The organism is Paenibacillus mobilis (genome assembly GCF_058267595.1).
On the sequence record NZ_JBZCMS010000005.1, the window covers coordinates 123,496 to 146,439 of the forward strand.

Below are 22,944 nucleotides of genomic sequence, written 5' to 3' on the forward strand. Positions count from 1 at the left end.
GACTTGCCTGCCGCGGTCAGCGTTTGCTGCGGCGCTTGCCGCCGGAAGCCGCGCGGCCGCGGTTCTTCTTCGCGGAAGCAAGACGCTTCTTTCCGGCGCGGGCAGGCCTGCCCGGGGCGGTTATTCGGCCGGATAGCCGCTTTCTTGCGGTTCCGGTCCTTTTGCTTTTACGGCTTCCGGCACTCCCTCTGCGGCGTTTGGCTTTGACGCCGCCGCGCTTCATTCGCAAAGAGCGCAGGACGCGGCGGCCCTTCCGGACCGGCGCAGGCAGAGGAGGCTCGGAAACGGCAGCGGGTTCTTCCGGAAGCGGGTCCGCCGCCGTTTCCTGCCCGGAAGATGCGGACCAGATGCGGCCACCTTCTTCCGCGTTCAGGTAAAGACGGTCCGGGCGGCGGCTTACCCAGGCCAAAACCTCCGCATGCAGCCGTTCCGCGTAGGCTGCCGGCCCGAAATGAATATCAGCCTGCTCCCTTGCGGCAGCGGACAAAGCCGACGCCGTGTCCTCCGGCAGATCCAGCAGCGCTTGCACTTGGGCCGTCAATTGCTCGCGGTTGCCCATTTCCGACAGGTAGGACCCGAATCCGCATGCCCCAAGCACCTCGCCTAACCCGCCTGCATCATAAGCGGCGGCCAGCTTGCCGTGAATCATGCCTTCAAGCGCCGTGAGGCCGAACCCTTCCGGCATAAGGCTTGGGATGACGAGGACGTCCATGGCGCAGTAGGCGGCTTCAACCGATTTTTCATAGGGGATAAAAGTAAATCTGGAGAAAAATTTGGTTTCATTAATTTTGTCGAGACAACGTTTGTAGAAGCTTTTGTTTTCCCTTTGACCGATGACCAGAAACCGGACGTCTCCACGCTGCTTGCACAGTTCAAGCGCCATGTCGATAAAATGCTCGAGCCCTTTACCTTCCGTCAGGAAAGAGGAGATGAAGCCGATCAGGCGATGGCCTGGGCCGATGCCGAGTTTCGAGCGTTTGCTCTCCCTAAGCCGGGGCCAGCTGTCCGGGCTGTACTCGGACCCTTCCCAGGAAGGGGGAAGCAGCCCCAGCTTTTCATCGGGAATGGTGCCTTGAAAACGGGACATCACCGTATTGGAAATCGCGATGACCCGGTCGCTCAGGCTGCTGATCAGCTGGAGCGAATGGCTGAAATAAGCCGTGCGGACGATGGCTTCGGTTATGCTCCAGACCACCGGAATCCCAAGCCGCGAAGCGGCAAGGGCTGGAAGCACGTTTACGCAGGTGTTGGTCAGGACGATATCGGCCCGCTCTGCTTGCAATAGGGCAACCAGACGGTGATATTCGGCCGTATCCCCCAAATGTTCAACGACCTGCGGAAGGTTAGGGCCGGGCGAATACATCTCGTAAACTACCGGGTACCGGCAGGGAATGGTCCGGATGCCATGCCTTGCTGCCAAGCGGGTTAATTCCCCCGCCTGAGGCACCACCAATACGCACTCGCAGTAAGCCGACAGCCTTACGGCCAGATGCAGGAGCATTTTCTCCGCTCCGGTAATGCTTTGCGTATTGCTCACATGAGAGAACAGAAGCAGCTTAGCTTGATTGGCCATAAGTTTCGTTCTTCCCGCATATTAGTAAGGAAGAAACGATTCACCCCCTTCCTCGTTACGCCTGTTTATCCGAAGATGACCGTCAAAAGCTCATTCAGACGATGGTTGTACGTATGCTCCCGCAACGTGCGTTCCAAAGCACGCAATACCATTTCACGCCGCTCCTGCTCATGGGTCAGATAAAAGTCGATTTTCGACAACAATTCCTCCTGCGTGGTGTACGTTTCGATTTCTACGCCAGGCGTATAGAAACGGGCCAAATCGCTGCGCGAATCAATGATTTGCAGCGTGCCGCTGGCGGCGATTTCAAAGGTCCGCGGATTCGGGGAGACGGCCGGTATTTTTATGGAGTTGTTGTTTACGCTGTCGTCGTCATAGGAACGGTGAAGATTAAGGGCGATTTTACTGCTGCTGTAGACCACGGCCGTATCCTGGGGACCCAGCCAGGTTCCCTGCTCAATCCGCTCCGGATAAGAGCCCGCTTCCACCAGACGGTCCCACCAAATCCCGTTGATCCGCAGCCCGCGTTTCATCAGATCGTGAATGATCGGCTGGAAGAAATGCACCCGGTTCCAGTAGGCGCTGCCGACAAAACTGACATTCCGGGGCTGCGGAGCCCGATCCCGCAGAGGACGGAAATGTCCCGGGAAAACCCCGAACGGCAAATAATAGACGTTGGCGCTGCCGTTCTGCCGGTAATATTCCACGCAGTTCTGCTCAAGCGTAAATACATAGTCATAATGCTTAGTCAGCTCCGTAGTCATATCCGTATAGTACGGATCGTCCGTCAGCCAGATCGCCGTTTTGATTCCCAGCTCCCGGACCGCGTCGATTTGTTCGGTCGGCATTTCAAGGCCGTCGAGCACCATGACCAGGTCCGGCCGATGCTCCGCCGCCAGCTGCGCCACCGGCTGGGTAGGCTCCGTCGGGGTAACGACGGCAACGAGCGAGCGGAGCGTTTCGATCATGCCTTCATCAAACGGCGAATACGGGAATCCCTTGCCGGAGCTGACATACATAACATGTAGATTGCGCAGCGGAAAAATCGGGCCCGGCTGGCTGGCGATCACATCCATGCGGCCGCGGAGGTAACCTTCTTCATAGCCGGCTCGTAAACCGGCGCTTCTTCCTTCCTGCTTAGCGGCGGCTCCTGCATGCGGAATAATGGGCACCATTTTTCTTGCTCTGGCTTTGCTTTTCGCATGTTGAATCTTAACCAAGTGATCCACTCTCCTTTTCAGTATTGAATGTGCTGCCGATAACGGCCAGCATGCGCCCTATTCGGTCCGTATAAGAATGGCGAATTCTTGTCGTCCATAGGGATCTCCAGGCTACCTGCATCCTCTCCGCCTCGTGGCTCAAATAATATTCGATTTTATCCTGCAGCTCCCGGGGCGTACTGTAAGTCTCGATATCATAGCCGGGCTGGTAATACGAGGTCAGATCCTCGCGCACGTCCGTAAGCTGCATCGTTCCGCAGGCGGCTATTTCATAGGTCCGGGGGTTAATCGATTGTCCGGTCAAACCCGCCGTGTTGTGATTATCCATCCCGTGCTCCGAAGGGCGGTGGAGGTTAATGACCACTTTGGCCCCGTTGTAATAAAACCTGGTTTCCACCGGCTCTACCCAGCCCTCTCTAATAAAAGGCTGCAGGACTTCATAGCGGCCGAGCCGGTTCCAGTAGGACCCGGCAATAACCACCTTTTTGGTAGACAGATAAGGCGCAAGCTCGTCAAACAGCATGACCCGGTTCCAAAAGGCGTTGCCGATAAAACAGATGTCCGACTGATATTTCCGAGGGGTTTCTACCGGAGCAAACATCTCCAGGTCTGCGGCAAGCGGCAAATAATGGACCGATGGGCAGCCTCCGGCTTCGTAAAACGGCACACAGGATTTCTCATGCGTAAAGACATAATCGAAGTGCTGCGCCAGGGCCAGGGTATATTCGGTAAAATAGGGATCATCCACAAACCAAATGGCCGTGCGGATCCCTTGAGAACGGAGCAGATCCATGTGCCCGACATGTTCCGCGGGAAAAGTGTGAAGACCGTTTAAGACAAGCACCAGATCAGGCTTCCAGCTTTGCGCGGTTTCCAGCATTTCAGCAGCCCCGGCAACCGCAAACTCGGCGGCGGTTTGTTTTAATGCCTCGATTAACCCATGGTCGATGGTTGGAAATCCCTGCGGTACGTACAAAATCCGTAAGGAACTTTTTGACGGGGCGGCCGGTGCTGTCCGCTCCATGACCGCGCGGCATCCCCCCAGCCGGTATCCCTCGCTCCTGCCCTGCCGGAACGCGAGTTCTTTGGACTGCTGCTTTGAATTGTCCACAACATTCATCCTTATCTATGGGTGTTCTCTAAGTCCCTATAACTATATGCGGAGGGCTAAACTCCAGGCATGGACGGCTAACCTGTGCGGATATAAATTGGCTGATGCCCGCTCGTCCTCCGCGGCAGCACAGTTCTTCCAAAATGGCCTATTTCCGGGCAGATTCTCGGTAAAACGCAAAAAAAGCCAACCCGCAAGGCGGCGGGTTGACAGGTTGCAAGATGGCTGACGAAGAGGCAAAACTAAGCTCAGAAATCCAAACGAAAAATGAGACTATGAATGTACAAAAAGAAGAAGATTATAAGCAGACCCGGAGTTCCGTCCGGTCTTCCATAGGGCTTGCCGCCCGGTATGGCTCTTATGATAAAGCTTGCTTTCTTTGAATCCGAATCAGCTCGCTTGCGTAATCGCCGCGCAGCTTAAGCGGAAAACCCGCGTTCATCAGGGTTGAGCCGTGCAGCACAACCGGTTCAAGGCCGCCGAGCCTAACTTCGTAAGCTGCCTCGAGTTCCAGCCCCTGCAAGCGCAGACGCCGAATCTCCTCGCCGAAATGCTGCGACTGCAGGAAGGTGAACACGACGGATTCCTCCCCGTTCCGGCTGACATACTGATACGCGGCGAGGTTAGAATGTCCGAAAGGCTCAAGCCTGTACTGCTCCCCTTCCATCACGACGTGGCGGATTTCCTTGTAAAGCGCCACCCAGCTTCCGGCTTCCTCCATTTCCGCCTCCGACCATTTGCCGATATCTGCGCCGATGCCGAGTCCTCCCAGCATGGAGCTGTGGAAGCGGTAAGAAAGCGGCAGGCTGCGGCCGTTGAAGCCGTTTGGCGATTCCGTTACCCAGCACATCATGATCGACGGGCTGTACGCGTACGAGAAACCCTCCTGGATCTCCAGCCGGTCGCGCGCATCCGTATTGTCGCTGATCCAGGTCTGATCCGCATAACGCAGAATACCAAGGTCAATCCGGCCCCCTCCGCCTGCGCAGGTCTCGAACTCGACGTCGGGGGAATGTCTTCCGGAGTTCCGCCCAGATTGCATATAGATTCTCGACATGCTTCAGCCACACCGGGAAATCCGGCTCGTCCGTTCCGGGCTCCGTCACGGTCCGGTTCATATCCCATTTCACGAATTTGATGTCATAGGCAGAAAGCAGTCCATTCATGAAATCAAGCACAAACCGCTTCACTTCGGGCAGGCCCAGATTCAGCAGGAACTGATTGCGGAGGCTGTGTGCCTTCCCGCGTCGGGAAGCGGTAAATCCAGTCCGGATGCTGACGGAACAAATCGCTGTCCGGGTTCACCGATTCGGGTTCGACCCATAAGCCGAATTCCATGCCAAGCGACTGTACTTCGCCGATCAGCTCCTGAAGCCCGTCAGGGAACTTCTCCGGGTTCACATACCAGTCGCCGAGCCCTGCCCGGTCGCTGTGCCGCTGGCCGAACCATCCGTCGTCAACGACGAAACGTTCGACGCCAAGCCGGGCCGCGCGGCGCGCCAGCTCGATCTGCTCTTTCACCCGGACATGAAATTCGGTCGCCTCCCATGAATGCCGCCCCAGCCGCCAAATTCCTCCGTCTCCCGGTCCACATCCCTATCAAACGAGCTGTGCGAGCGGCCTTTCAGCAGAAACGAGCATTCCGCCGCTTCGACCGGCTCTCCCCAATACAAATGCTGGACCGTTCCTTTATCGTTGATGCCAAACAAATAAGAGGTCCGGTGGGTCCGAAGCTCAAATAATTGCTGCCGTTCCCTGTATACGATTGCCATAAAATATCTCTCCTCGCCTTCTGACGGATCTTTTATTCTGTTGCAACGACGATGTCTCAGTCTTCATTTGCATCATAATGATAGTCCCGATATTCCTGAGGGGTACAGCCGACCGTTTTCTTGAACAGATAAGTAAAATAAGCCGTCGTCTGCAGACCGACCTGTTCCGCTACCTCGTACACTTTAATATTCGGGTCCTGCAGCAGCTTGCGGGCCCGCTGAATCCGGGTTTCCTGTATAAATTCGGAGATTGTTTTGCCCATCTCGCGTTTGAACAAAACGCTCAAATAGCTGGCATTCAGGCTGAACTGCTCCGCAAGCTGCTTGACCGTCCAGTTCTCCTGCAGCCGTTCTTCAATGAAGGCCGCAATCCGGCGAATCAGATTGTGCTGCTGATGATGCTGTTGATGGTGCCGCTTTTTTTCGATCTGCATGTAGCCGTCCACGTATTCGGTGATTAAGCCGATAATCTGCTCGGCGCTGCCGCAGTCGAGCATCCTTCTCCACATGACCATATTGGTTTCCCCGCTTGGCTCCTCCGGCCTTTTCAGCTTCCGGATCAGCTCGCTGAGAAAGCTCATGCCGAAAGCCTGCACGTAAGAAAACGACGACGCTTCCTGCAGCAGGAGGACATCCAGCACCCGGTTCAAATAGGCAGCTACCGCGGAGGTTTCTCCCTGTTCCATCAGCTTCAGAAGGTTCAGCAATAATTCCTCGCGCAGCCGGTAGTCTTTGAATTCTTTCGGGTTGCCGTCTTCGTACCGGACGATCTGGCCGTCCGCGATCAGACGCGCTTTGGCCATCGCAAATTTGATCTCCCTGTAGCATAAATCCACTTCTTCCCAGAAGCTTCCCGTGCGGCTGCATCCCACGGTAACGGAAGCGCCATACTGCTCCTCCATCAGGCTCTGAATAAAAGGCAGCTGCTTCTCCACATACACCCGGTCCGGCGGGGTCGGATTCAGGTGCAGGGCCACAAATTCGTCTGGAGTGACATGGGCAAGGTAAATGGCTTCCACATCGTTCAGGCTGATCTCCACCGTTTGCTTAAAGCCGGTCCCGATCAGCATCCGGTCTTTGGCGGTTTTCCCTGAGGATAAATAGGCATCCAGCGAAAACACGATCAATTGAAACCCTTCCGTGAGCTTAGGAACGTCCAGCAGGCCTTCCCAGGAAAATACGGTTTCCTGCGCGCCCTGCGTGATCAGGTCCAGCACGAAACGTTCCTTGATCAGTCTCATGCTGCCCGACACCTTTTTTTCAAGTTCATTCGTCTGTTCGACGACGCGCCGCATTTTCTCCAGCGTAGCCCGGAACGTCTTTAGTCTGCCGGTTACCTCCTCCAGCTTCAGCGGTTTCAGCACGTAGGCCTGAGCGCCGACATGGATGGCATCCTGGACAAATTCGAATTCGTTGTAGCCGCTGATCATCAAAACCTGAAGGTGCGGATGCAGCTTTCTGGCTCCATCCACAAGCTCAATGCCGTTCATGCCGGGCATGGAAACATCGGAAATCAGCACGTCAAAGGCCGTCTCTTTCAGCAGTTCCATCGCCTCTTCCCCCGATTCGCTGGTGACGGGAGCCTCATAGCCGAGTTCCTGCCAATCGATATTGTTAACCAGCCCATATAGATTAAAAGGTTCGTCGTCGACGATAAGCACTTTCAGCATTTACATAACCCCCCTGCTTGTCGGCGGAGAAACCGCTGCCGGAAATACGAGCGTAAACCGCGTCCAGCTTCCCGCTTCGCTGTCGATCTCTAACGATGCTTCGCCGCCGAAATAAAGCGCCAGTCTCTCCCGGATATTGCCTGTTCCGAAGCCGTTGCCTTTGCCGGCGCGTTCCCCCCGGCGGACCGCCTGCAGCGTTGTCTCCGAAATTCCCTGGCCGTTGTCGTAAACCGACATGAGGATTCGGTCAACCTGCCTGAGGACGGAGATTCGGATGACCGCATCGGGCCTTCGGATAATGGCACCATGCTGGTAGCAATTTTCAACGATCGGCTGGAGCACCGTCTTCACCGTGTAGCAGTCCAGCACGGATTCGTCGATTTCCCATTCGAGCCGCACTCGGTTCGGGTAACGGAACTGGCAGATGTCCAAATACGCCCTGACATGCTCCAGTTCATCGCGGATGCTGATTACGCTGATCCGGTTGTTCAGGGTAAGCCGGTAGAAGGTCGTCAGGGCATCGATGATCCGGATCTGCTCGTGGTCCTTCACATCCAGCGCACGCCAGCGCAGAAGGCCGAGGGAATTATAGATGAAATGCGGATTGATCTGAGCCTGAAGCGCCCTGAAGGCCTGCTCTTTCTCGGCCAGTCCCGCCTGCCGGATGTCCTCTACCAGCTTGCCGAGCCGATCGGACATAGAGTTGAAGACGCTTTCGAGATCGCCAAGCTCATCCTTGTCCTGATGGCGGATCTTGACCTGAAATTCTCCGCGGGAGACGTCGCTCATCCGCGTGCCAAGCTTACGGATACGCCGCACGATATTATTCACGATCGTCATCATAAGGGAGATGGACAGCAGCAGGAAAAGAACGGTAATGCCTACGATGAGCAGCAAAATGGTCCTGGACTGCCCATCCATATATTTCATATGGATTAAAGCGACGACGTGCCAGCCGGAAGACAGCGGTTTGACGATCTGCAAATCCTTGCTGCGGCTCAGGTCGAGTATCTCCCCGCTCTGCTCTCCTTGCCCGACTTGCCCTCCTTCATCGGAACCCGGCCAGCCCTTCAACTGGATGCGGAGACCGATGCTCTTCGGATCTGACGCGGCCAGAATATGCTGTGAATCATCCACGATATACAAGCTGCCGGTTCCCTTAAACGGCCGGTCGAGCAGTTCGCCGAACACGGCGTCGTAATTGAGCAAAATATAGACCAGGCCGAGCAGATTGCCGCCGGGTCCGATGATTTTTCGCGTGATGACGTTTTGCTTCGGATTGCCTGGCGCATTGCTCCAGCGGATCGAAGCGGATGACTTCGTCCCCTCCTCGTACCAGGAGCTTTCGTTCATGCCCGCCAGCGTCCGGTCTTCGGGACGCCACAACAGCTGACCGTCCTGAACCAGCGTGTCATTGTTGTGGTAGATTCGAAAGTCGGCAATGCCCGGCAAATATTTGCTCGTAATGAGGAACGTCCGGTCGACATAATTCACCGTGTCCACAATTTCAGGCATATCCGTATATTCCCGTCCCAGCCGTGCGATCAATTCGCCGTCCGTCGCCGTCCTTACCGCCAGCAGATCGTAGCTTTGTTTGCTGAAATCAACGATTTGCGCCGTCTGCCGCACCATTTCGTCGGCTGTCACCAGATAGTTCTGCGTGAAGCTGCGAATGACGAGATAAACGGCCCCGCCGCCAAGCAGCAGGGTGGGCAAAAGCAAAATGAGGACATACATGGCCAGGATTTTGCTCTGCAGATTCATCCGGTGCATCAGTTTTATGATCATTTTCTCCAGCCACAATCTCAAGGCCGCCATCTCCCCTCGCCGGTACAGTAGTTGGGGTCTACCCGCCGTTTCGTTTCATGCCGGAAGCGGCGTTCAGGCCGCATGGCCGCTTTCGGCCGCAAAGGGAAGCCGCCCATTTCAGGCAGCTCCCCCCCGGAACCTTTTACCGAAAATAAATTAGGACTTGCTCTCCTCCTGGAACGTTTCGTTCCATTCGGCCTTAAGCTCGCTCCAATGTCCGCGTTTCTCAAGCGCGGCCTGGAAGTCCTTCCAGGCCGACTCGAACTGCGAGTCGTTCTCGGCCATCAGCAGCTTTGCTTTGTATTCTACGCGAACATTCTCGAGCTCGGGCAAATATTTTTCCCATAAGCCGCCGGGTTTGGCTTTGACCATATCGGCCGGTTCGGCCACCCGTATGCCGCCCATTTTGCCGATTTCCTCGGAGAAATCGATTGTCTTCTGACGGCCTTTCGGCTCGGTGACGGCATAATTCCACCAAGGATACCAGGCATTGCTGTAGGAGGAGAGGGCATAAAGCTCCGGCGTTGTGCTCGCTTTTTTCGCGGCGTCGCCGGAATCATGAAGCTCCTGGAACTTGGCGTCGGTATACTGCCAGGTGCCCAGCGGCTTGTCGACCCAGTCCCAGAACACGCCGGCAGGGCCGCTGTCCGCTACCTGCTGCTGTTCCGGCTTCGGCTGCAGCATGTAATCCAGGAAGGTAAGGATGGCATTCAAGTTTTTCGTGTTTTTGCTGATGTAAACATCGTCCGCCGGATAAGGATTGACGATCTGGTTGGCGCCGATCTGGTCCACACCCTCCACCTTAGGGTAAGGAATGGTCTCATAATACCAGGCCGGCTCCGTAGGTCCGTTCAGCACCTCCCACAGCGAAGCGTCCATGTTAAAAAATCCGCCTGCGTTCATGGCCGTGCGGCCGGTTTTGTTTTTTTCCTTGTAGCGTTCCTTTTTGTCCGTAATCGCTTCGTGGTCAATGAGTCCTTCGCGGTACATTTTGTTCATCCATTTATAGGCTTCTTTATATTGCGGATCGTCATAAATAAATTGGTACCCGTCGCCCTGCTTCTCCACCGGGATAACGCCCCCGGCGGTAGCCGTAGATACGCCGAACGTGCTCAAAATGACGTTTTCGTCACTCGCGTCCGACAGGAAGCTGAGCGGGATGAGTTTTTTGCCCGAGGCGTCGGTTAGCTGGGAAGCCGCCTTAAGAAATTTTTCCACGCCTTCGATCGTCTTGAGGTCGTCTTTGGTCATTCCGGTTTGATCCAGCACATCCTTGCGGACAAACCAGCCAAGCGAAGCCCAGCCCGGCCACGGATCGTCGGGATTTTGATCAAACCAGGTCGGGATCGACCAGATATGCCCGTCTTTATCCTTCATGGCATCCAGATAAACCTTCGGGATAGACGCGAGTCCGGGGTATTTATCGGGCATATCGAAATATTGCTCCAGCGGCAATATGCTGCCCGAACGGACCATAGCCGAATCGATCGTTTCGCTGCGGCCGAACACGGCCGCGTCATCAAAACCGCCGGCGTTCAGCTTCAGGTTGAGCGCGGTCAAGGCATCGCCCTGCGTCGCTTCCAGCTTCACGTCGATGCCCGGCTCGTGCTCCCGCCAATACGTCTGCACCATGCTGTCGTTGTTGACCGTAATGTTCCAGCCCAGCCACAGCTTGAAGGCTTTCGAATCTCCTCCGTCACCGGAGCCGCCTCCTTGAGAAGCCGTATTGGAGGCCGACTGGCTGCCTGAACAGGCGGTCATGGCCAGAACGAGCACGGCGAGCGAAATCGCGCTGGCGATCCCGGATTTCTTCCCAAGCCATTTCATACGCGGTTAACCCCTTTCTGTTCCTCTTGATCTATTTGGTGTGTCTATGTTGCTACATACTTGGGCGGAAGGGAGAACGAAGCGGCTTACCCCTTCACCGAACCGATCAGCACGCCTTTGACGAAGTATCTCTGCAGAAAAGGATAGACGCACAAAATCGGAATGGCGCTGATCATCACCGTCGCCATCTTGATCGACATGAGGGTGATATTTTCCAGCACGCTGCCTCTGGCCAAGGCCTCGATGTTGTTATTGGAGCCGAGGACCGTCGAAATGTCCTGAGCCGATAACAAATGCTGAAGGAAAGTCTGAACCGGAATGAGGTTCTGGTCCGAAACGAAAAAGGCTCCGGCAAACCAGTCGTTCCAATGCATGACGGCGACAAACAAGCCTAGAGCAGCCAGCATCGGCTGGGAGAGCGGCACTACGATGGAAACCAGCACCCGCAGCGGATCGGCGCCGTCCAGTTCGGCCGATTCAATCAGCGCGTCGGGAATGCCCTGGATAAACTTCAGCATGACGAACATATTCCAGGCCGAGAACGCACTCGGAATGATGTACACCCAAAACGAGTTGACGAGAGATAAGTCGTAAAGCTGAATGTAATAAGGAACAAGTCCCCCGCTGAACAGCATGGTGATGAGCACATAACCCAGCAGCGTCCCCCGCAGCGGCAGCCCCCGGTAAGAAAGCCCAAACGCGGCAAGCAGGGTGACAAGCAGGCCGGCAACCGTGCCGATAATCGTACGCAGGATCGTAATGAGATAAGCGTGCCGGATCACCTCGTTGCCAAGTACAACCTGAAAGTTGTATAACGTAAATTTGCGCGGCCATAAGTACACGCCGCCGTTAGCAGCGTCGCTTCCTACGTTCAGGGAGATCGCAAGCATATAGAGAAAAGGATACAGAACCGAGACGCACAGTAAACTGAGGAGCACCATGATCAGGATCTGGCCGGTGCGTTCACTCGCTGATAGTTTCATCTTTTACCAGAGCCCCTCTCCGTTCAGTTTTCTGGAAATGCGGTTCGTAAACAACACAAGAAGAAGGCTGATCGCCGAAGAAAGCAGGCCGATCGCAGTCGCCGTTCCAAAGTAGCCCTGCTGCAGGCCGTTGCGCAAAATATACGTGTCCAGCACGTCCGCAACCGGCTGGTTCGCCGGATTCATCAGCGGATAAATCTGGTCCATCCCGACGGCGATCAGGCTTGGCATGCTCAGGATGAGTACGATCGAAACCGTCGGCAGGATGCCCGGGAATGTAATGTGCCGCATCTGAGCCAGCCGGCCGGCTCCTTCCACCCGCGCTGCTTCGTAGAGCTGCGGATCAATGGTCGTGATGGCCGCCAGATACAGAATCGTGTTCCACCCGACTTCCTTCCATAAACCGCTGACCACAATCATCGGCCGGAACCATTCCGTCGATCCGAGGAAAAAGATCGGCTTTCCTCCAAGATTCGTAATGAACTGGTTTACAAGCCCCCCATCCAGCGTCAGCATCGACTGCAAAATGTACGCTACCACGATCCAGGAAAAGAAATGCGGCAGATAACTGACGGACTGAACGAACCGTTTAAATCCGGTGTGCCGCACCTCGTTAATAAGCAGGGCCAGCAGAATCGGCGCCGGAAAGCCGAAAATGAATTTCAGCAGCGCGATCCAGAGCGTGTTCCTGACCACGACCCAGAACTGGTCATCCTGCAGAAAGGAGAAATTTTCAAGCCCGACCCAGGGGCTGTTCCAAATCGTAAGTCCGATGTGGAAATCTTTGAACGCTACTTGTATGCCGGCCATCGGGATGTAGCTGAATAAGAAAAGAAGGACGACGGCCGGCGCAATCATGAGATACTGCCACCGATATTTGACCACTTTTGCTAGCATGGAATCACCTCCGTGGCCTAATTATAACGGCGGCCTTGTAACCGCTACCATATAACAACGATTGGATTATTATCGCGACGGTTGGCACTCATGATAGGCGCCTGGAAAAACGGATGGCCGGGAACCCGGCCGCCGTCTTCACATTTCCTGCTGATTATTTATTTGTACACCGTAAATCTTAGATCGCGGTTTCCTCCGCTTTCCGTGGACCAGGTGAGCCCGCCGTCCGTGGACAGCCGCTCATAACCTCCGGCGTACGTATTGTCGTCGCTGTAGGCAAAACCATATTTGTTGGTCGTTGAACCGTCCTCCAGCGTGCCGGGCGAGCGCAAAATGAAGCCATACTGTTTGCTTGTATCCAGTCCCGTCAAACGCGGATATACCGCATATGGCGCAGGCGCTCCCGGAATGTTGTTCGGATTCAGCGCAGAACTGAACAGCTTTTTCACCGGATTCCCGTTTGAATCGAGTTCCACAACGTCCACGTAAAGCGTATCCTCCGGCACTTTACTCGCGTAACTTTCATACAGGTATACGTCCAGCCTTGGCAGTTCCGGCTGCGTCAGCGTAAAGGTCTGCATCCGCTGCACGACGTCGCGAATGTCCGAATAGGTCCATGAAGGCGTGCCGCTGTTGTCCTGGTCAATGACAAAACCGGTATTGTCCGGCACGTCATAAGCCGCGATCTCGGCGATCGAAGGGATAAACCGGGATTTCTCCACGTACAGCCGCAGCTTCGTCGTGGATACCGCGGGAAAATCAAACACACGGTTGTCGCCAAGCGTATATTCCTTCTTTAGATCCTTGTAGGCAGAGCCGTCCCAATATTGCAGCGCATAGGTTTCAATCTGGAAACTTTGGCTGCCGGAACCGTATTCGCTGACCACGACCCGGTTCAACTCCGTGCTTTCGCCAAAGTTGACCTCGATCCATTGATTGTCAGCCGTGCCCCCTTCCGCACTCCAGCGAGTGGCGACATCGCCGTCCGTTACCTTCGAAGCGTCAAAACCGGCTTCTGCAGACCAGGTTGAAGAGGCGGCCGCCTCTTTGCCCAGCGCCAAATTAACTGGCGGCTGCGGCAGCGCCGATTCCTCTCCCGATACCTTGACGATCATCGATTCTCCGGGCTGTAACGTGCGCGAATAGCTGCCGGAGAGCGTACCAAGCTTCGTATGGCTGTACAGCTCGGTCAAGGTATAAGCCGCGTTAGGATCAAGCCCGATATCCGCAGATGAGAACGAGACTTCAGCCGGATGGTTCATATCCCAGTTGGACAGGCCGACATAGCGGTCGCCGTTTGCATCCGTCAAATAAATCACGGCCGGAGCATGCTCCAGATGATGATAAAAGTTCGTCATCAGGACCGGCTTCGCCGCCAGACCTTTCTTGGCCAGCGCAAGAAGATCCGGATTCTGGACAATCATCTTCATCCGGTCCTCCGAAATGAACGGAACGTTATCGCCAAGGAGCAGATGGCCACCGCCCATCACGACCGTCGTCGCTAGAAGTTTCGCTTCGTTCAGGGTCATGCTGTCAAACCCGTTGACGACATTTTGCGGGAACAGCATATCCGGATCATTGTAGTCATACAGCGTTCCGTTGGTCCACCAGGAAGCGGCGGTATTCAGCGCCTGCCGTTCGATGCCCGGGTAAGAATCCAGGCCGATCGTTGTATCAACGCCAGATCTTCTGCCGTGCGCGTAGCCCGATGGCATCAGCGGGGCAATCGATTCGTCGATAAAGACCGGGTGCGGAGCGCTCTCCAGCTCGTCGCGGATAATGCCCATGCCTATCCGGTACGCCTGAATCCCGTTTTTGGACGAGTCATAAAACGCTCCGTCAGTCATGCCTAAATCAATAAAATCGAGTTTGGCATAATCGAAACCCGGCGTTACGTGGTATCTGTGGATCACCCAGTGCAGGTAAGCCTGGCCCCCGGGGTGCGTCGCATCAACGATATAAGTATTGATATAGGATTTGATCGGCTGGCCGCTTTCGTCCTTGAGCGCAATGTCCCTAAAGGTATAAGACGTCCCCGGCACGGTCGAATTCAAGTCGTCCCAGATCGCAAACGGTGCGGAATAGGTCCCGGCTTTCATGCCTTTCCCGTGCACGTAATCGACGAACTGCTTCAGGCTCGGGTCAATGTCCTGCCCTTGGACCCCGCGATAGCAGCAGTCCAGGTTCATGTATTCATAACCAAGCGATTTCAAATGATCGGCAAAATAGTCCGTCATCGCATACATGGAGTCGGCCGACGAATAGTCGTAGTAGGCATACCAGGTGTTGAAACCCGTCGGCACATCCCCCGACCAGTCCAGCGTCGGCTCCGCTACGGTATAGGCCTTCCCGAAGGTCTCAAGGCCCGTACGGTAATCGTCAAAATAACCGAGGAAAAAGGAATCGGATGACACCTCCGTCCCGCTCTGCTTTCCGCCCGAGTTGTAGACGGAGAAGCCGGTCAGCGGACCGTTCATCGTTTCCGCCTGCCCTAGATGCTGCATGCTTTTCCATTTAAAAGTGGTTGTCGCCCCGGCCACGAAGCCGTGTTTGCTCCAGTTGTCAAAGACGGAGGAGACCCAATAACTCGTTCCGTTAAAGGCGGTCCATTCCTCCGAGGAGCCTAGCAGACGTTCGTAACCGTTCTGGCTGCTGCCGAAGTCGTTTACGGGAGCAACGCCGAAATCGAAGTTATTCGTGTAAGGCGTCGTGTAAATCCGCTTGTCCGCGCCTGCTCCGATATCGAGGTTAAGCGCCGCAACCGGCTCCATCAAGTCGATGCTCTGGCTTGTGCCGCTTACGACCTTCATGTCCGCGAGCATATAAGGCAAATTCTCATAGAGTGAAAGGTTTAAAACGAGGGTGGAACCGGAGGCAAGGGCGTTCGTAATCGTCAGCTTCTGACCGCCGGATCCATAGCCGTCGCTTCCGATCGGAGTCCAGGCCGCCGTCCGCGTGCCTTCGTCAAACGAACTGATGCGGTTTGTGCTGCCCGCCAGCCTGTAGTCCGAGGAAAAATCCGACATAATCGTCGTATCCCCGGCCTTCAGGTCCCCTTTCCCGTCAGACAAATCGTACGTCACGGTCAACAGGCCGTTATCGGCCGTAACGATGTCCCCCGTTTGGGTGACGGTTACAGGCACCGGCTCGGCGGCAGATGCATTCCTTTCTCCCGGCATAAAACCGCCGGTCAGCAGCACGGCTCCGACCGTGCCAAGCAGCAATCGGCGAATCCTTTTGTTCATACTGGCTATCCCTCCCGCTTAAGATTTGAAATCATTTTCCAATTGTAGTTAAAATGTAAGCGTTTTACTATTTAACGATGATTGGATTTCTTTCGTAACGGTTGGGTCTTCGCCCTGGAAGCTTGTCTAGTGGCTGCATAGTGGCTGGCATAGTGGCTCGTCTACTAGCTTGTCATCCGCTGCGGATTTTTCCCGGCGACAGGCCGAAGCATTTTTTGAACAGATGGTAGAAATGGCTTAGGTTATCAAAACCGGCCTCCAGCGAGACTTCCAAAATCGAAAGCCGGGTAGTCAGCAGCAAATTTCTGGCATAACTGAGCCGGAGCTGATTGATGTAAGCCGTGGGGGTGGTCTGCAGGTATTGTTTAAAAATGCGGTTGAGATGGCTGACGCTTCGGTCCGCCAGCTCGTTCAGCCTTTCCAGCCCTGCGGTGAAGTTTTCTTTCTTCTGCATTTCGATGAGCAGCAGGTCGAGCCACTCCGGCAGCGTGCTGCCGTTTTCATCCCGGTAATCGTAATAAAAGTACGCGAGTGCCTCGGTCAGCAGGCTGCGGGCCGCCATCCGCGCTTTGGGTTTGTCCGTCGTCGTATACAGGTGCATCTGTCTGCCTTTGCGGCTCAAGGCCTCCAGATCGGAGGGAACAAGCCGGACTACAGGTGATGCCTGTCCTTCTTTCAGCTTCTGGGCAAAACCGGGATTGCCGAAATAAGCGAACGCGTTCTCCACAATTTCCGGATAATAATTGACGTTCATAAACTGGCAGTCCTCGTGTCCCCAATAATCGTAGCCGTGGGTATCGCCGGGCCGGACGAACGCCATCGCCCCCGTCTCCAAAGGCTGCTCTTCCCCGTTGATCCGGTGGATGCACCTGCCGGAGGTAACCAGGAACAGCTCGTAAAAATCATGGCTGTGCAGCGGATAGGCATGCTGAATCGAATGGACGATATGATAGTTCGACTGCACCTGGGCGTCGATAAGCGCGGCGGCGCGCAGAACGGGAATCTGCATCTTTCCCCCTCCTCTTTCCGATCAAGTTCAAGTCAGGAAAATGATAATATAGAACAAAAATTTACGCAAGAAATACAAGACGACACGCAGCCGGAATGCTATGATCTAGCTGTTCTTGGCGGTTAGGCTTAATCATAGCGAATCCTGAGATACAAATACAGCACAAAAATGAACAGCCGATATCAGGAGGAGATCAGATGCGTTTGCTAACACTTAATGGGGTTTGGAAAATGAAGCGGACCGACGAAACGGAGTGGAACAGCGCCGTCGTACCGGGATCCGTTTTTCAGGATTTGCTTAAGGCCGGCAAAATGGAAGACCCTTTCTTCCGCGACAATGAATACGACATTCTGGAGCAGACGAAATTTGATTACGAATACGAAAGAACCTTTCTTGTGGAACAAGAGGCGCTTGACCACGACGTTGTCCTGCTCCGCTGCGAAGGCCTGGACACGCTTTGCGAAATCCGGATCAACGGCAACCTCGTTCTCGAAGCCGACAACATGCACCGGACTTATGAACCGGATGTTAAACAGGTCCTGAAGCCGGGGGAAAATCATATCCACGTCCTGCTCAAGTCGCCGACCCGCTATGTTCTGGAACGGGACAAGGAGATGTACCTCTGCAGCTGCGCCGATGCGGTACCGGGCATCTCCCATTTGCGGAAAGCCCACAGCATGTTCGGCTGGGATTGGGGTCCGCAGCTGCCTGATTCGGGCATCTGGCGGGATATCGACATGCGCGGCTACGACTTCGGGCGGATCGAGGACGTACTCGTTACGCAGCACCACGCCGATAACCATGTCAGCCTGGAGATCCGGACGGACATCCGTCAGTGGCGGGAAGGCGGCCTGCGGATACGGACCGTATTAAAGGCTCCGGACGGCGAAACGCGGGAACGCGAAGCAGCCTTGGACGGTTCCAGCGTCCTGCAGACGATCGTCGTTGACCATCCGGAGCTGTGGTGGCCGCACAATTACGGCAGCCAGCCGCTGTACGGGTTGACCGTACAGGTGCTGAAAGGAGATCGGGTAGTCGACGTCAAAACGATCCGCATCGGCCTGCGGACGCTGACGATCCGCCAGGAGGAAGACCAATGGGGCGAATCGTTCGAATTTGAAATCAACGGCAAAAGTATCTTTGCCATGGGGGCCAACTACATTCCGGAGGACAACGTTTTTGGAAGACTAAGCTTCGAGCGGTCAAAGAACCTGCTGCAAAGCTGCGTGGAAGCCAACTACAACTGCATCCGCATTTGGGGCGGCGGCTTTTATCCGGACGACCGCTTCTACGATTTGTGCGACGAATACGGGCTGATCGTCTGGCAGGATCATCTGTATGCCTGCGGCGCTTACGATTTTAACGAAGCCTTTAAAGAGAATATCCGGCAGGAGACGATCGACAACGTCAAAAGGCTCCGCCATCACGCCTCCCTTGGCATCTGGAGCGGCAACAACGAGCTTGAATATGCGTGGGCTTACTGGGGCTGGACGGAACGGTTCGGGGAGAAGCTGCGGGACGATTATCTGCTTCAATTCGAGCAATTTATGCCCGAGCTGAACCAATCGCTTGATCCGAACACCTTCTACTGGCGTTCTTCGCCTTCCTCGGCCGGCGGCCTGGACGACCCGAACAAGGAAAGCCTAGGCGATATGCACTATTGGGATGTGTGGCACGGCCGAAAGCCGATTACGGAATTCCGCACGCTGTATCCGAGGTTCATGTCCGAATTCGGGCTGCAGTCGTTTCCTTCACTGAAAACGGTGGAGACATTCACCCTGCCCGAAGACCGGAACATTTTCTCCTATGTCATGGAGGCTCACCAGAAGAACGGAACCGGCAACGAAAAAATCCTTTATTATATCAGCGAATACTTTAAATATCCGAAAGACTTTGATTCGCTCCTGTATGTTTCGCAGCTGATCCAGGCGGAAGGCATGCGCGTCGGAGTCGAGCATTGGCGGCGCAACCGCGGCCGGTGCATGGGAGCTATCTACTGGCAGCTGAACGATATCTGGCCGGGAGCCTCCTGGTCCAGCCTGGACTACTTCGGCAGATGGAAAGCCACCCATCATGCGGCCAAACGTTTTTTCGCTCCGGTGCTCGCTTCGGCGTGCGAAGAAGGAACCGCCGCTTCACTGCACGTGACCAACGAGACGCTTCAGCCAGTCAGCGGGCGTTTGTCCTGGCGCCTGATGAACCACCGGTCCGAAGTGATCCGCAGCGGCGAAACGGAAGTGTCGGTGGAGGCCCTTGCTTCCAAAGAAGCTGCCAGCCTTGATTTCGGCAAGGAGCTGGACAGCAAGCAGAAGCTCCGGCAGAGCTATCTGGAATTCGAGTTTGCCGCAGAAGGACATCCGGTCAGCGGCGGTACCGTGCTGTTCGTGAAATCCAAACATTTCGACTATCTGGATCCGCAGATCACAGCTGAGGTGACGGAAGAAGAGGATCGTTTCGTGATTGAGCTGGTCAGCCGGGCCTTCGCCAAATTCGTGTTGCTGGACCTGCGGACGGCGGACGCCCGGTGGAGCGACAACCTTTTTGACTTGTCCGCTTCCAAGCCGAAGTCGGTTACCGTCTTTAAAGAAAGCCTGTCGGAGGCCTTAAGCCTCGAGGTTTTCAAAGAACAGCTGACCGTTCGGAGCTTGTACGAAACTTATGTATAAAATGCCGGAATAAAACGGAATATACCGTCTCCTGAACAACAAGAACTACAACAACATATACAGGCTGAACTTAGCGGCCTTGGCCCGAAGCGTTTTTTAGGGACCATGGCCGCTAAAATCGTTTAATGTCCTGCTCATAGTTTAATGCTCGCTTATCCTTTGTTGCCAGCTTATCGATCTTTCTACGCTTTGTTCTCCTGTTCCTGATAGGCCAGCTTGTGGCCGTCTTCGAAGCCTTGCGCAAAACCGGCGTTAAAACCTTCCTGATAGGTTTCATCGTAGCCTTCTTGATAAAGGGCCTCCGTGTTCGACGAGGCACCTTGCGACTTCGGAGCCTGAACCTCCGGCGGCAAAGCGGCGGCGTCTCCTCTTCTCCGGAGAAGGGCGCCTTTTCTGCGGCGAAGCTTTTTGCGGAGGGTTTTCCGTTTTCCCGGCTTCCCTTTGCCCAGCCAGACTCTGCTTCGCAAGGTTCTTTTTTTGAGGCGGCGCTTCAGCGGCCTAGCTCCCCTTTTTGTTCTGCGGAGCAATCCCCGTTTGCTTTTTTTCTTTAAAGGCATATTGTCATTGTTCCTCCTTCGTTACCTGATCAATAGGCGACACCGATCCGGCGTTAATCCACGGTTTTGCCGGTTCGCCCTTATACTGCCGATGCAGGGTGATTCCGGTCAGCAGGGAAGCCATCGCCTGCTGGTACCGCGTGATCCGGTGGGCATTATGGGCCAAAAGTTCGGCGGTTTCTTCCGAATAGGACGAAACGTCGGCCATGCTGTCAAGAATTCTGGCGATCGCGTTCTGGCTTCTGGATATCGACATGATTAACTGAAGTTTGGCCTCCTGTTCCGTCGGCGGACGTTTCATCCACATCATTTTTCCTCATCTCCAAACCCCGAACCGCCCAAGCCCCCAAACATATCCCCGAATCCGCCGGAATCTCCGTCGCTGCCCCCGGAAGACGTCAGCAGCGCACGCATGTTGCTGCATAAGCCGTTTTCAAGCTTCGTTAATCCTTCGAGCAGCTCTACCATCTGCTCATGGACGGTGAGCGGCTGCTCAAGCTGGCTCTCGTGATCGCCGAAGCTGGTGGCATGCAGATGGTTTAAAGTCCAGTTCCTCGCTTTCTCCGCTTCAAGCGCCTTCGCCTCAAGCATCATCGCGATGTTCCACTGAATCTTTGCTGCGGCATCCAGGATATTGATATAAGCGTGTTCCCTGCTCACTTTCTCACCTCCTAGTTCCGGCTGTTACTCCTCTTCCGAGCCTTTAAGCTCGGTCATGACATGCGTGAGGTTTTCCGCGATCGCTTCCTCCAGGTCGGCAATGGAGTTTAAATAAGCGATAATGCTTTTGTTGACGGAAGACGTACTGCCCAGCATCCCCTCAACCCCTCCGAAATCCGGCTCTTCATCCGGCAGCGCGTGCACAATCTGTGCCATTCTGACCGTGATATGACGTTCGGCATCAATGACACGGGCAAGCTGTTGGTGCGAATGCGCCATATGCATCATCATATCGGTTATCTTTTGATCCACGTATTAGCCCCTCCATTTGCCCCGGATCCCCGGGTGTTATAGGCAAAAAACGCCCCGGCATCCTACTGGTTTCAGCATATGCCGGGGCTATATTGATCGTTCCGCTCTGGATACCGATCCAACCGATAAATTTATAATTCCTTTGAAATCAGCGTAACAGGCGGAAGCACCGGGCGTCCTTCCGGGTAAGCCGACAGCTCTTTAGCCGTCGCCGGGACAATCCGGCCTTCCAGTCCCCAAATCTCCACCGTATAGGAGGTCAGGAGCGGCCGGGACATGCCGCGGTCAATCTGAAACAGCCGCCCTTCCGGGGTTTGGACGATAACGCCGTCGCTAAACGGAAACGTGCCGGCCTGCTTCAGCTCTCCCAAAGCCGCCTCGACCTGCTCCAAAGACCATTCCCCCGCGCACGGCAAATTCCGCAGATCACGCTGCGATAGCCTTGTTTTAGGGCCGGCATACGGAACTCCTACAGGCGTTCCCCCGGAGCTGATGCGGTATTTGGAGCCGTCCTGCAGCCAATACAACCTGCCGCTGCCGCTTTCGGCCACGACCTTGACGGGCGTTCCTTCAGCCGAGGTGCAGCCTTGAAGCCATACGGAAGCTTCCCGGCTCGCCTGCCGGGCCAAATATTCATAAACGGCGCCCCATTTCCGCTGGAACAGCTGCCGGTTTCGTTCATTGGTTTCCTCAAACTGCCTGGTATCCAGGCTTTTCATGGTTACGCTGCCGAAATGATGCACAAAGGCGTCGCCGGCGATCATCAGCTTCAGCCCCTGCAGCCTCAGCCGGATGATCCAGTCATCATCCTCGTAATTGCCGAGCCTGTAACCTTCGTCCAGATAACCGGTCTGAAGCGCGGTCTCTCTTCTTAACAGCAGGCAGAAGCCGACCAACCGCTCCGTTTCAGTCCACTTGCTCTGGTCAGGCGTGTTCCGGACCGCCGCAAATTGCCGCATTTCCTCCAGGCTGCCGTAAGGAACCTCAATTTGCTGGGCTCCCCCGATATAATTGGTCACCGGGCCAACGGCCCCGATCTCCGGTGAGGAGGCAAGGCAGTCCAGCATGTTGGCCAGCCAGCGTTCCGTGACAAGCACATCGTTGTTCAGAAGCAGCACGGTCCGGCCTTTTGCCAGCATAAGTCCCGTATTTATTGCACCCGCAAAACCTTTATTGCCGTCATGCACCGCAAGCCTTACTTTTCTATGATTCCGCAGCGCTTCTGCCGTCCCGTCTGAAGAAGCGTCGTCGACGACGATGATTTCATAGGGCTGCGGCGTAAAAGCCTCTATGCTGTCCAGACATTGCAGCAGCATCTCCTTTTGATTGTAGCTTGGGATGATGATGCTTGTGCCCTCAAACACCTGCTCGAAATCCCCGTATCCGGCTGCACGGCCTTGTTCGTATCCGGCTTTCCAGCCCTCCTGGAAAACGGAGGTCCGGTCCGGCTCAGATTCCGGCCGGTGAAGCCGGGAATGCCCAAGCTTCCGCCGGCGCTGCGCTTTCCCTTTAGGGAAACGCGGCTTTCGTCTGCGACCGGCAGCGGCAGCAATTCCTGCTTTTGCTTCTTGCTTCAGGCCGTGGATACTGTTCCTGTCCGCTGTTTGTTGTTTCGTCATCACCTTTTTCCCTC

Annotated in this window: 18 protein-coding genes and 1 pseudogene; 1 reads left to right on the forward strand and 18 read right to left on the reverse strand. The window is 55.2% G+C overall.

Going from position 1 to position 22,944, the window contains the following annotated elements; translation table 11 throughout:
• Nucleotides 1–16: 16 nt before the first annotated feature.
• The 13 genes and pseudogenes from AC3ZPD_RS11400 to AC3ZPD_RS11460 form a co-directional block, all read right to left on the reverse strand.
• Nucleotides 17–1,573: a glycosyltransferase family 4 protein gene (locus AC3ZPD_RS11400; RefSeq protein WP_490984416.1), complete on the reverse strand. Its 1,557-nt coding sequence runs from the start codon at nucleotides 1,571–1,573 to the stop codon at nucleotides 17–19.
• Nucleotides 1,574–1,638: 65 nt separating this feature from the next.
• Nucleotides 1,639–2,748, reverse strand: coding sequence for a CgeB family protein (locus tag AC3ZPD_RS11405; protein WP_490984609.1), 1,110 nt, complete (start codon nucleotides 2,746–2,748; stop codon nucleotides 1,639–1,641).
• Nucleotides 2,749–2,785: 37 nt separating this feature from the next.
• The gene (locus tag AC3ZPD_RS11410) at nucleotides 2,786–3,913 is read right to left on the reverse strand and encodes a CgeB family protein (RefSeq protein ID WP_490984417.1); all 1,128 of its coding nucleotides are present in this window, start codon (nucleotides 3,911–3,913) and stop codon (nucleotides 2,786–2,788) included.
• Between the two features lie 349 nt (nucleotides 3,914–4,262).
• A complete protein-coding gene (locus AC3ZPD_RS11415; RefSeq protein WP_490984418.1) occupies nucleotides 4,263–4,961 on the reverse strand; it encodes an alpha-galactosidase in 699 nt (232 codons plus the stop codon).
• Nucleotides 4,867–5,425 (reverse strand): annotated as a pseudogene (locus AC3ZPD_RS11420) (glycoside hydrolase family 36 protein). Before AC3ZPD_RS11420 ends, AC3ZPD_RS11415 begins: the two are co-directional and overlap by 95 nt.
• Nucleotides 5,422–5,676, reverse strand: coding sequence for a hypothetical protein (locus AC3ZPD_RS11425; RefSeq protein ID WP_490984419.1), 255 nt, complete (start codon nucleotides 5,674–5,676; stop codon nucleotides 5,422–5,424). The pseudogene AC3ZPD_RS11420 and the gene AC3ZPD_RS11425 overlap by 4 nt, the downstream one beginning before the upstream one ends.
• Nucleotides 5,677–5,732: 56 nt before the next feature.
• Nucleotides 5,733–7,346 carry a response regulator transcription factor gene (locus AC3ZPD_RS11430; protein ID WP_490984420.1) on the reverse strand — a complete coding sequence of 538 codons (1,614 nt, stop codon included), beginning with the start codon at nucleotides 7,344–7,346 and terminating at the stop codon, nucleotides 5,733–5,735.
• Nucleotides 7,347–9,164 carry a sensor histidine kinase gene (locus AC3ZPD_RS11435; RefSeq protein ID WP_490984421.1) on the reverse strand — a complete coding sequence of 606 codons (1,818 nt, stop codon included), beginning with the start codon at nucleotides 9,162–9,164 and terminating at the stop codon, nucleotides 7,347–7,349.
• A gap of 147 nt (nucleotides 9,165–9,311) precedes the next feature.
• On the reverse strand, nucleotides 9,312–10,982 hold the full coding sequence (locus AC3ZPD_RS11440; protein ID WP_490984422.1) for a type 2 periplasmic-binding domain-containing protein: 1,671 nt from the start codon (nucleotides 10,980–10,982) through the stop codon (nucleotides 9,312–9,314).
• A gap of 86 nt (nucleotides 10,983–11,068) precedes the next feature.
• Nucleotides 11,069–11,965, reverse strand: coding sequence for a carbohydrate ABC transporter permease (locus AC3ZPD_RS11445; RefSeq protein WP_490984423.1), 897 nt, complete (start codon nucleotides 11,963–11,965; stop codon nucleotides 11,069–11,071).
• A gap of 3 nt (nucleotides 11,966–11,968) precedes the next feature.
• Nucleotides 11,969–12,862, reverse strand: coding sequence for an ABC transporter permease (locus AC3ZPD_RS11450; protein ID WP_490984424.1), 894 nt, complete (start codon nucleotides 12,860–12,862; stop codon nucleotides 11,969–11,971).
• Nucleotides 12,863–13,020: 158 nt separating this feature from the next.
• A complete protein-coding gene (locus tag AC3ZPD_RS11455) occupies nucleotides 13,021–16,107 on the reverse strand; it encodes a discoidin domain-containing protein (RefSeq protein ID WP_490984425.1) in 3,087 nt (1,028 codons plus the stop codon).
• Between the two features lie 172 nt (nucleotides 16,108–16,279).
• Nucleotides 16,280–17,116: an AraC family transcriptional regulator gene (locus AC3ZPD_RS11460; RefSeq protein ID WP_490984426.1), complete on the reverse strand. Its 837-nt coding sequence runs from the start codon at nucleotides 17,114–17,116 to the stop codon at nucleotides 16,280–16,282.
• Between the two features lie 197 nt (nucleotides 17,117–17,313).
• Here AC3ZPD_RS11460 and AC3ZPD_RS11465 point away from each other — a divergent pair, with 197 nt between their 5' ends.
• Nucleotides 17,314–19,782: a beta-mannosidase gene (locus AC3ZPD_RS11465; protein WP_490984427.1), complete on the forward strand. Its 2,469-nt coding sequence runs from the start codon at nucleotides 17,314–17,316 to the stop codon at nucleotides 19,780–19,782.
• A 182-nt stretch (nucleotides 19,783–19,964) separates the two neighbouring features.
• On the opposite strand, the gene AC3ZPD_RS11470 is transcribed toward AC3ZPD_RS11465, so the two are convergent.
• The 5 genes from AC3ZPD_RS11470 to AC3ZPD_RS11490 form a co-directional block, all read right to left on the reverse strand.
• Nucleotides 19,965–20,339 carry a hypothetical protein gene (locus tag AC3ZPD_RS11470; RefSeq protein ID WP_490984428.1) on the reverse strand — a complete coding sequence of 125 codons (375 nt, stop codon included), beginning with the start codon at nucleotides 20,337–20,339 and terminating at the stop codon, nucleotides 19,965–19,967.
• A gap of 4 nt (nucleotides 20,340–20,343) precedes the next feature.
• Entirely contained in the window at nucleotides 20,344–20,649 is a 306-nt protein-coding gene (locus AC3ZPD_RS11475) for a hypothetical protein (protein WP_490984429.1), read from the reverse strand.
• Nucleotides 20,646–20,999 carry an alpha-helical endospore appendage domain-containing protein gene (locus AC3ZPD_RS11480; RefSeq protein WP_490984430.1) on the reverse strand — a complete coding sequence of 118 codons (354 nt, stop codon included), beginning with the start codon at nucleotides 20,997–20,999 and terminating at the stop codon, nucleotides 20,646–20,648. The genes AC3ZPD_RS11475 and AC3ZPD_RS11480 overlap by 4 nt, the downstream gene beginning before the upstream one ends.
• A gap of 24 nt (nucleotides 21,000–21,023) precedes the next feature.
• Entirely contained in the window at nucleotides 21,024–21,311 is a 288-nt protein-coding gene (locus tag AC3ZPD_RS11485) for a nucleoside-diphosphate sugar epimerase (RefSeq protein WP_490984431.1), read from the reverse strand.
• A 131-nt stretch (nucleotides 21,312–21,442) separates the two neighbouring features.
• On the reverse strand, nucleotides 21,443–22,930 hold the full coding sequence (locus AC3ZPD_RS11490; RefSeq protein WP_490984432.1) for a glycosyltransferase family 2 protein: 1,488 nt from the start codon (nucleotides 22,928–22,930) through the stop codon (nucleotides 21,443–21,445).
• Nucleotides 22,931–22,944: the final 14 nt, after the last annotated feature.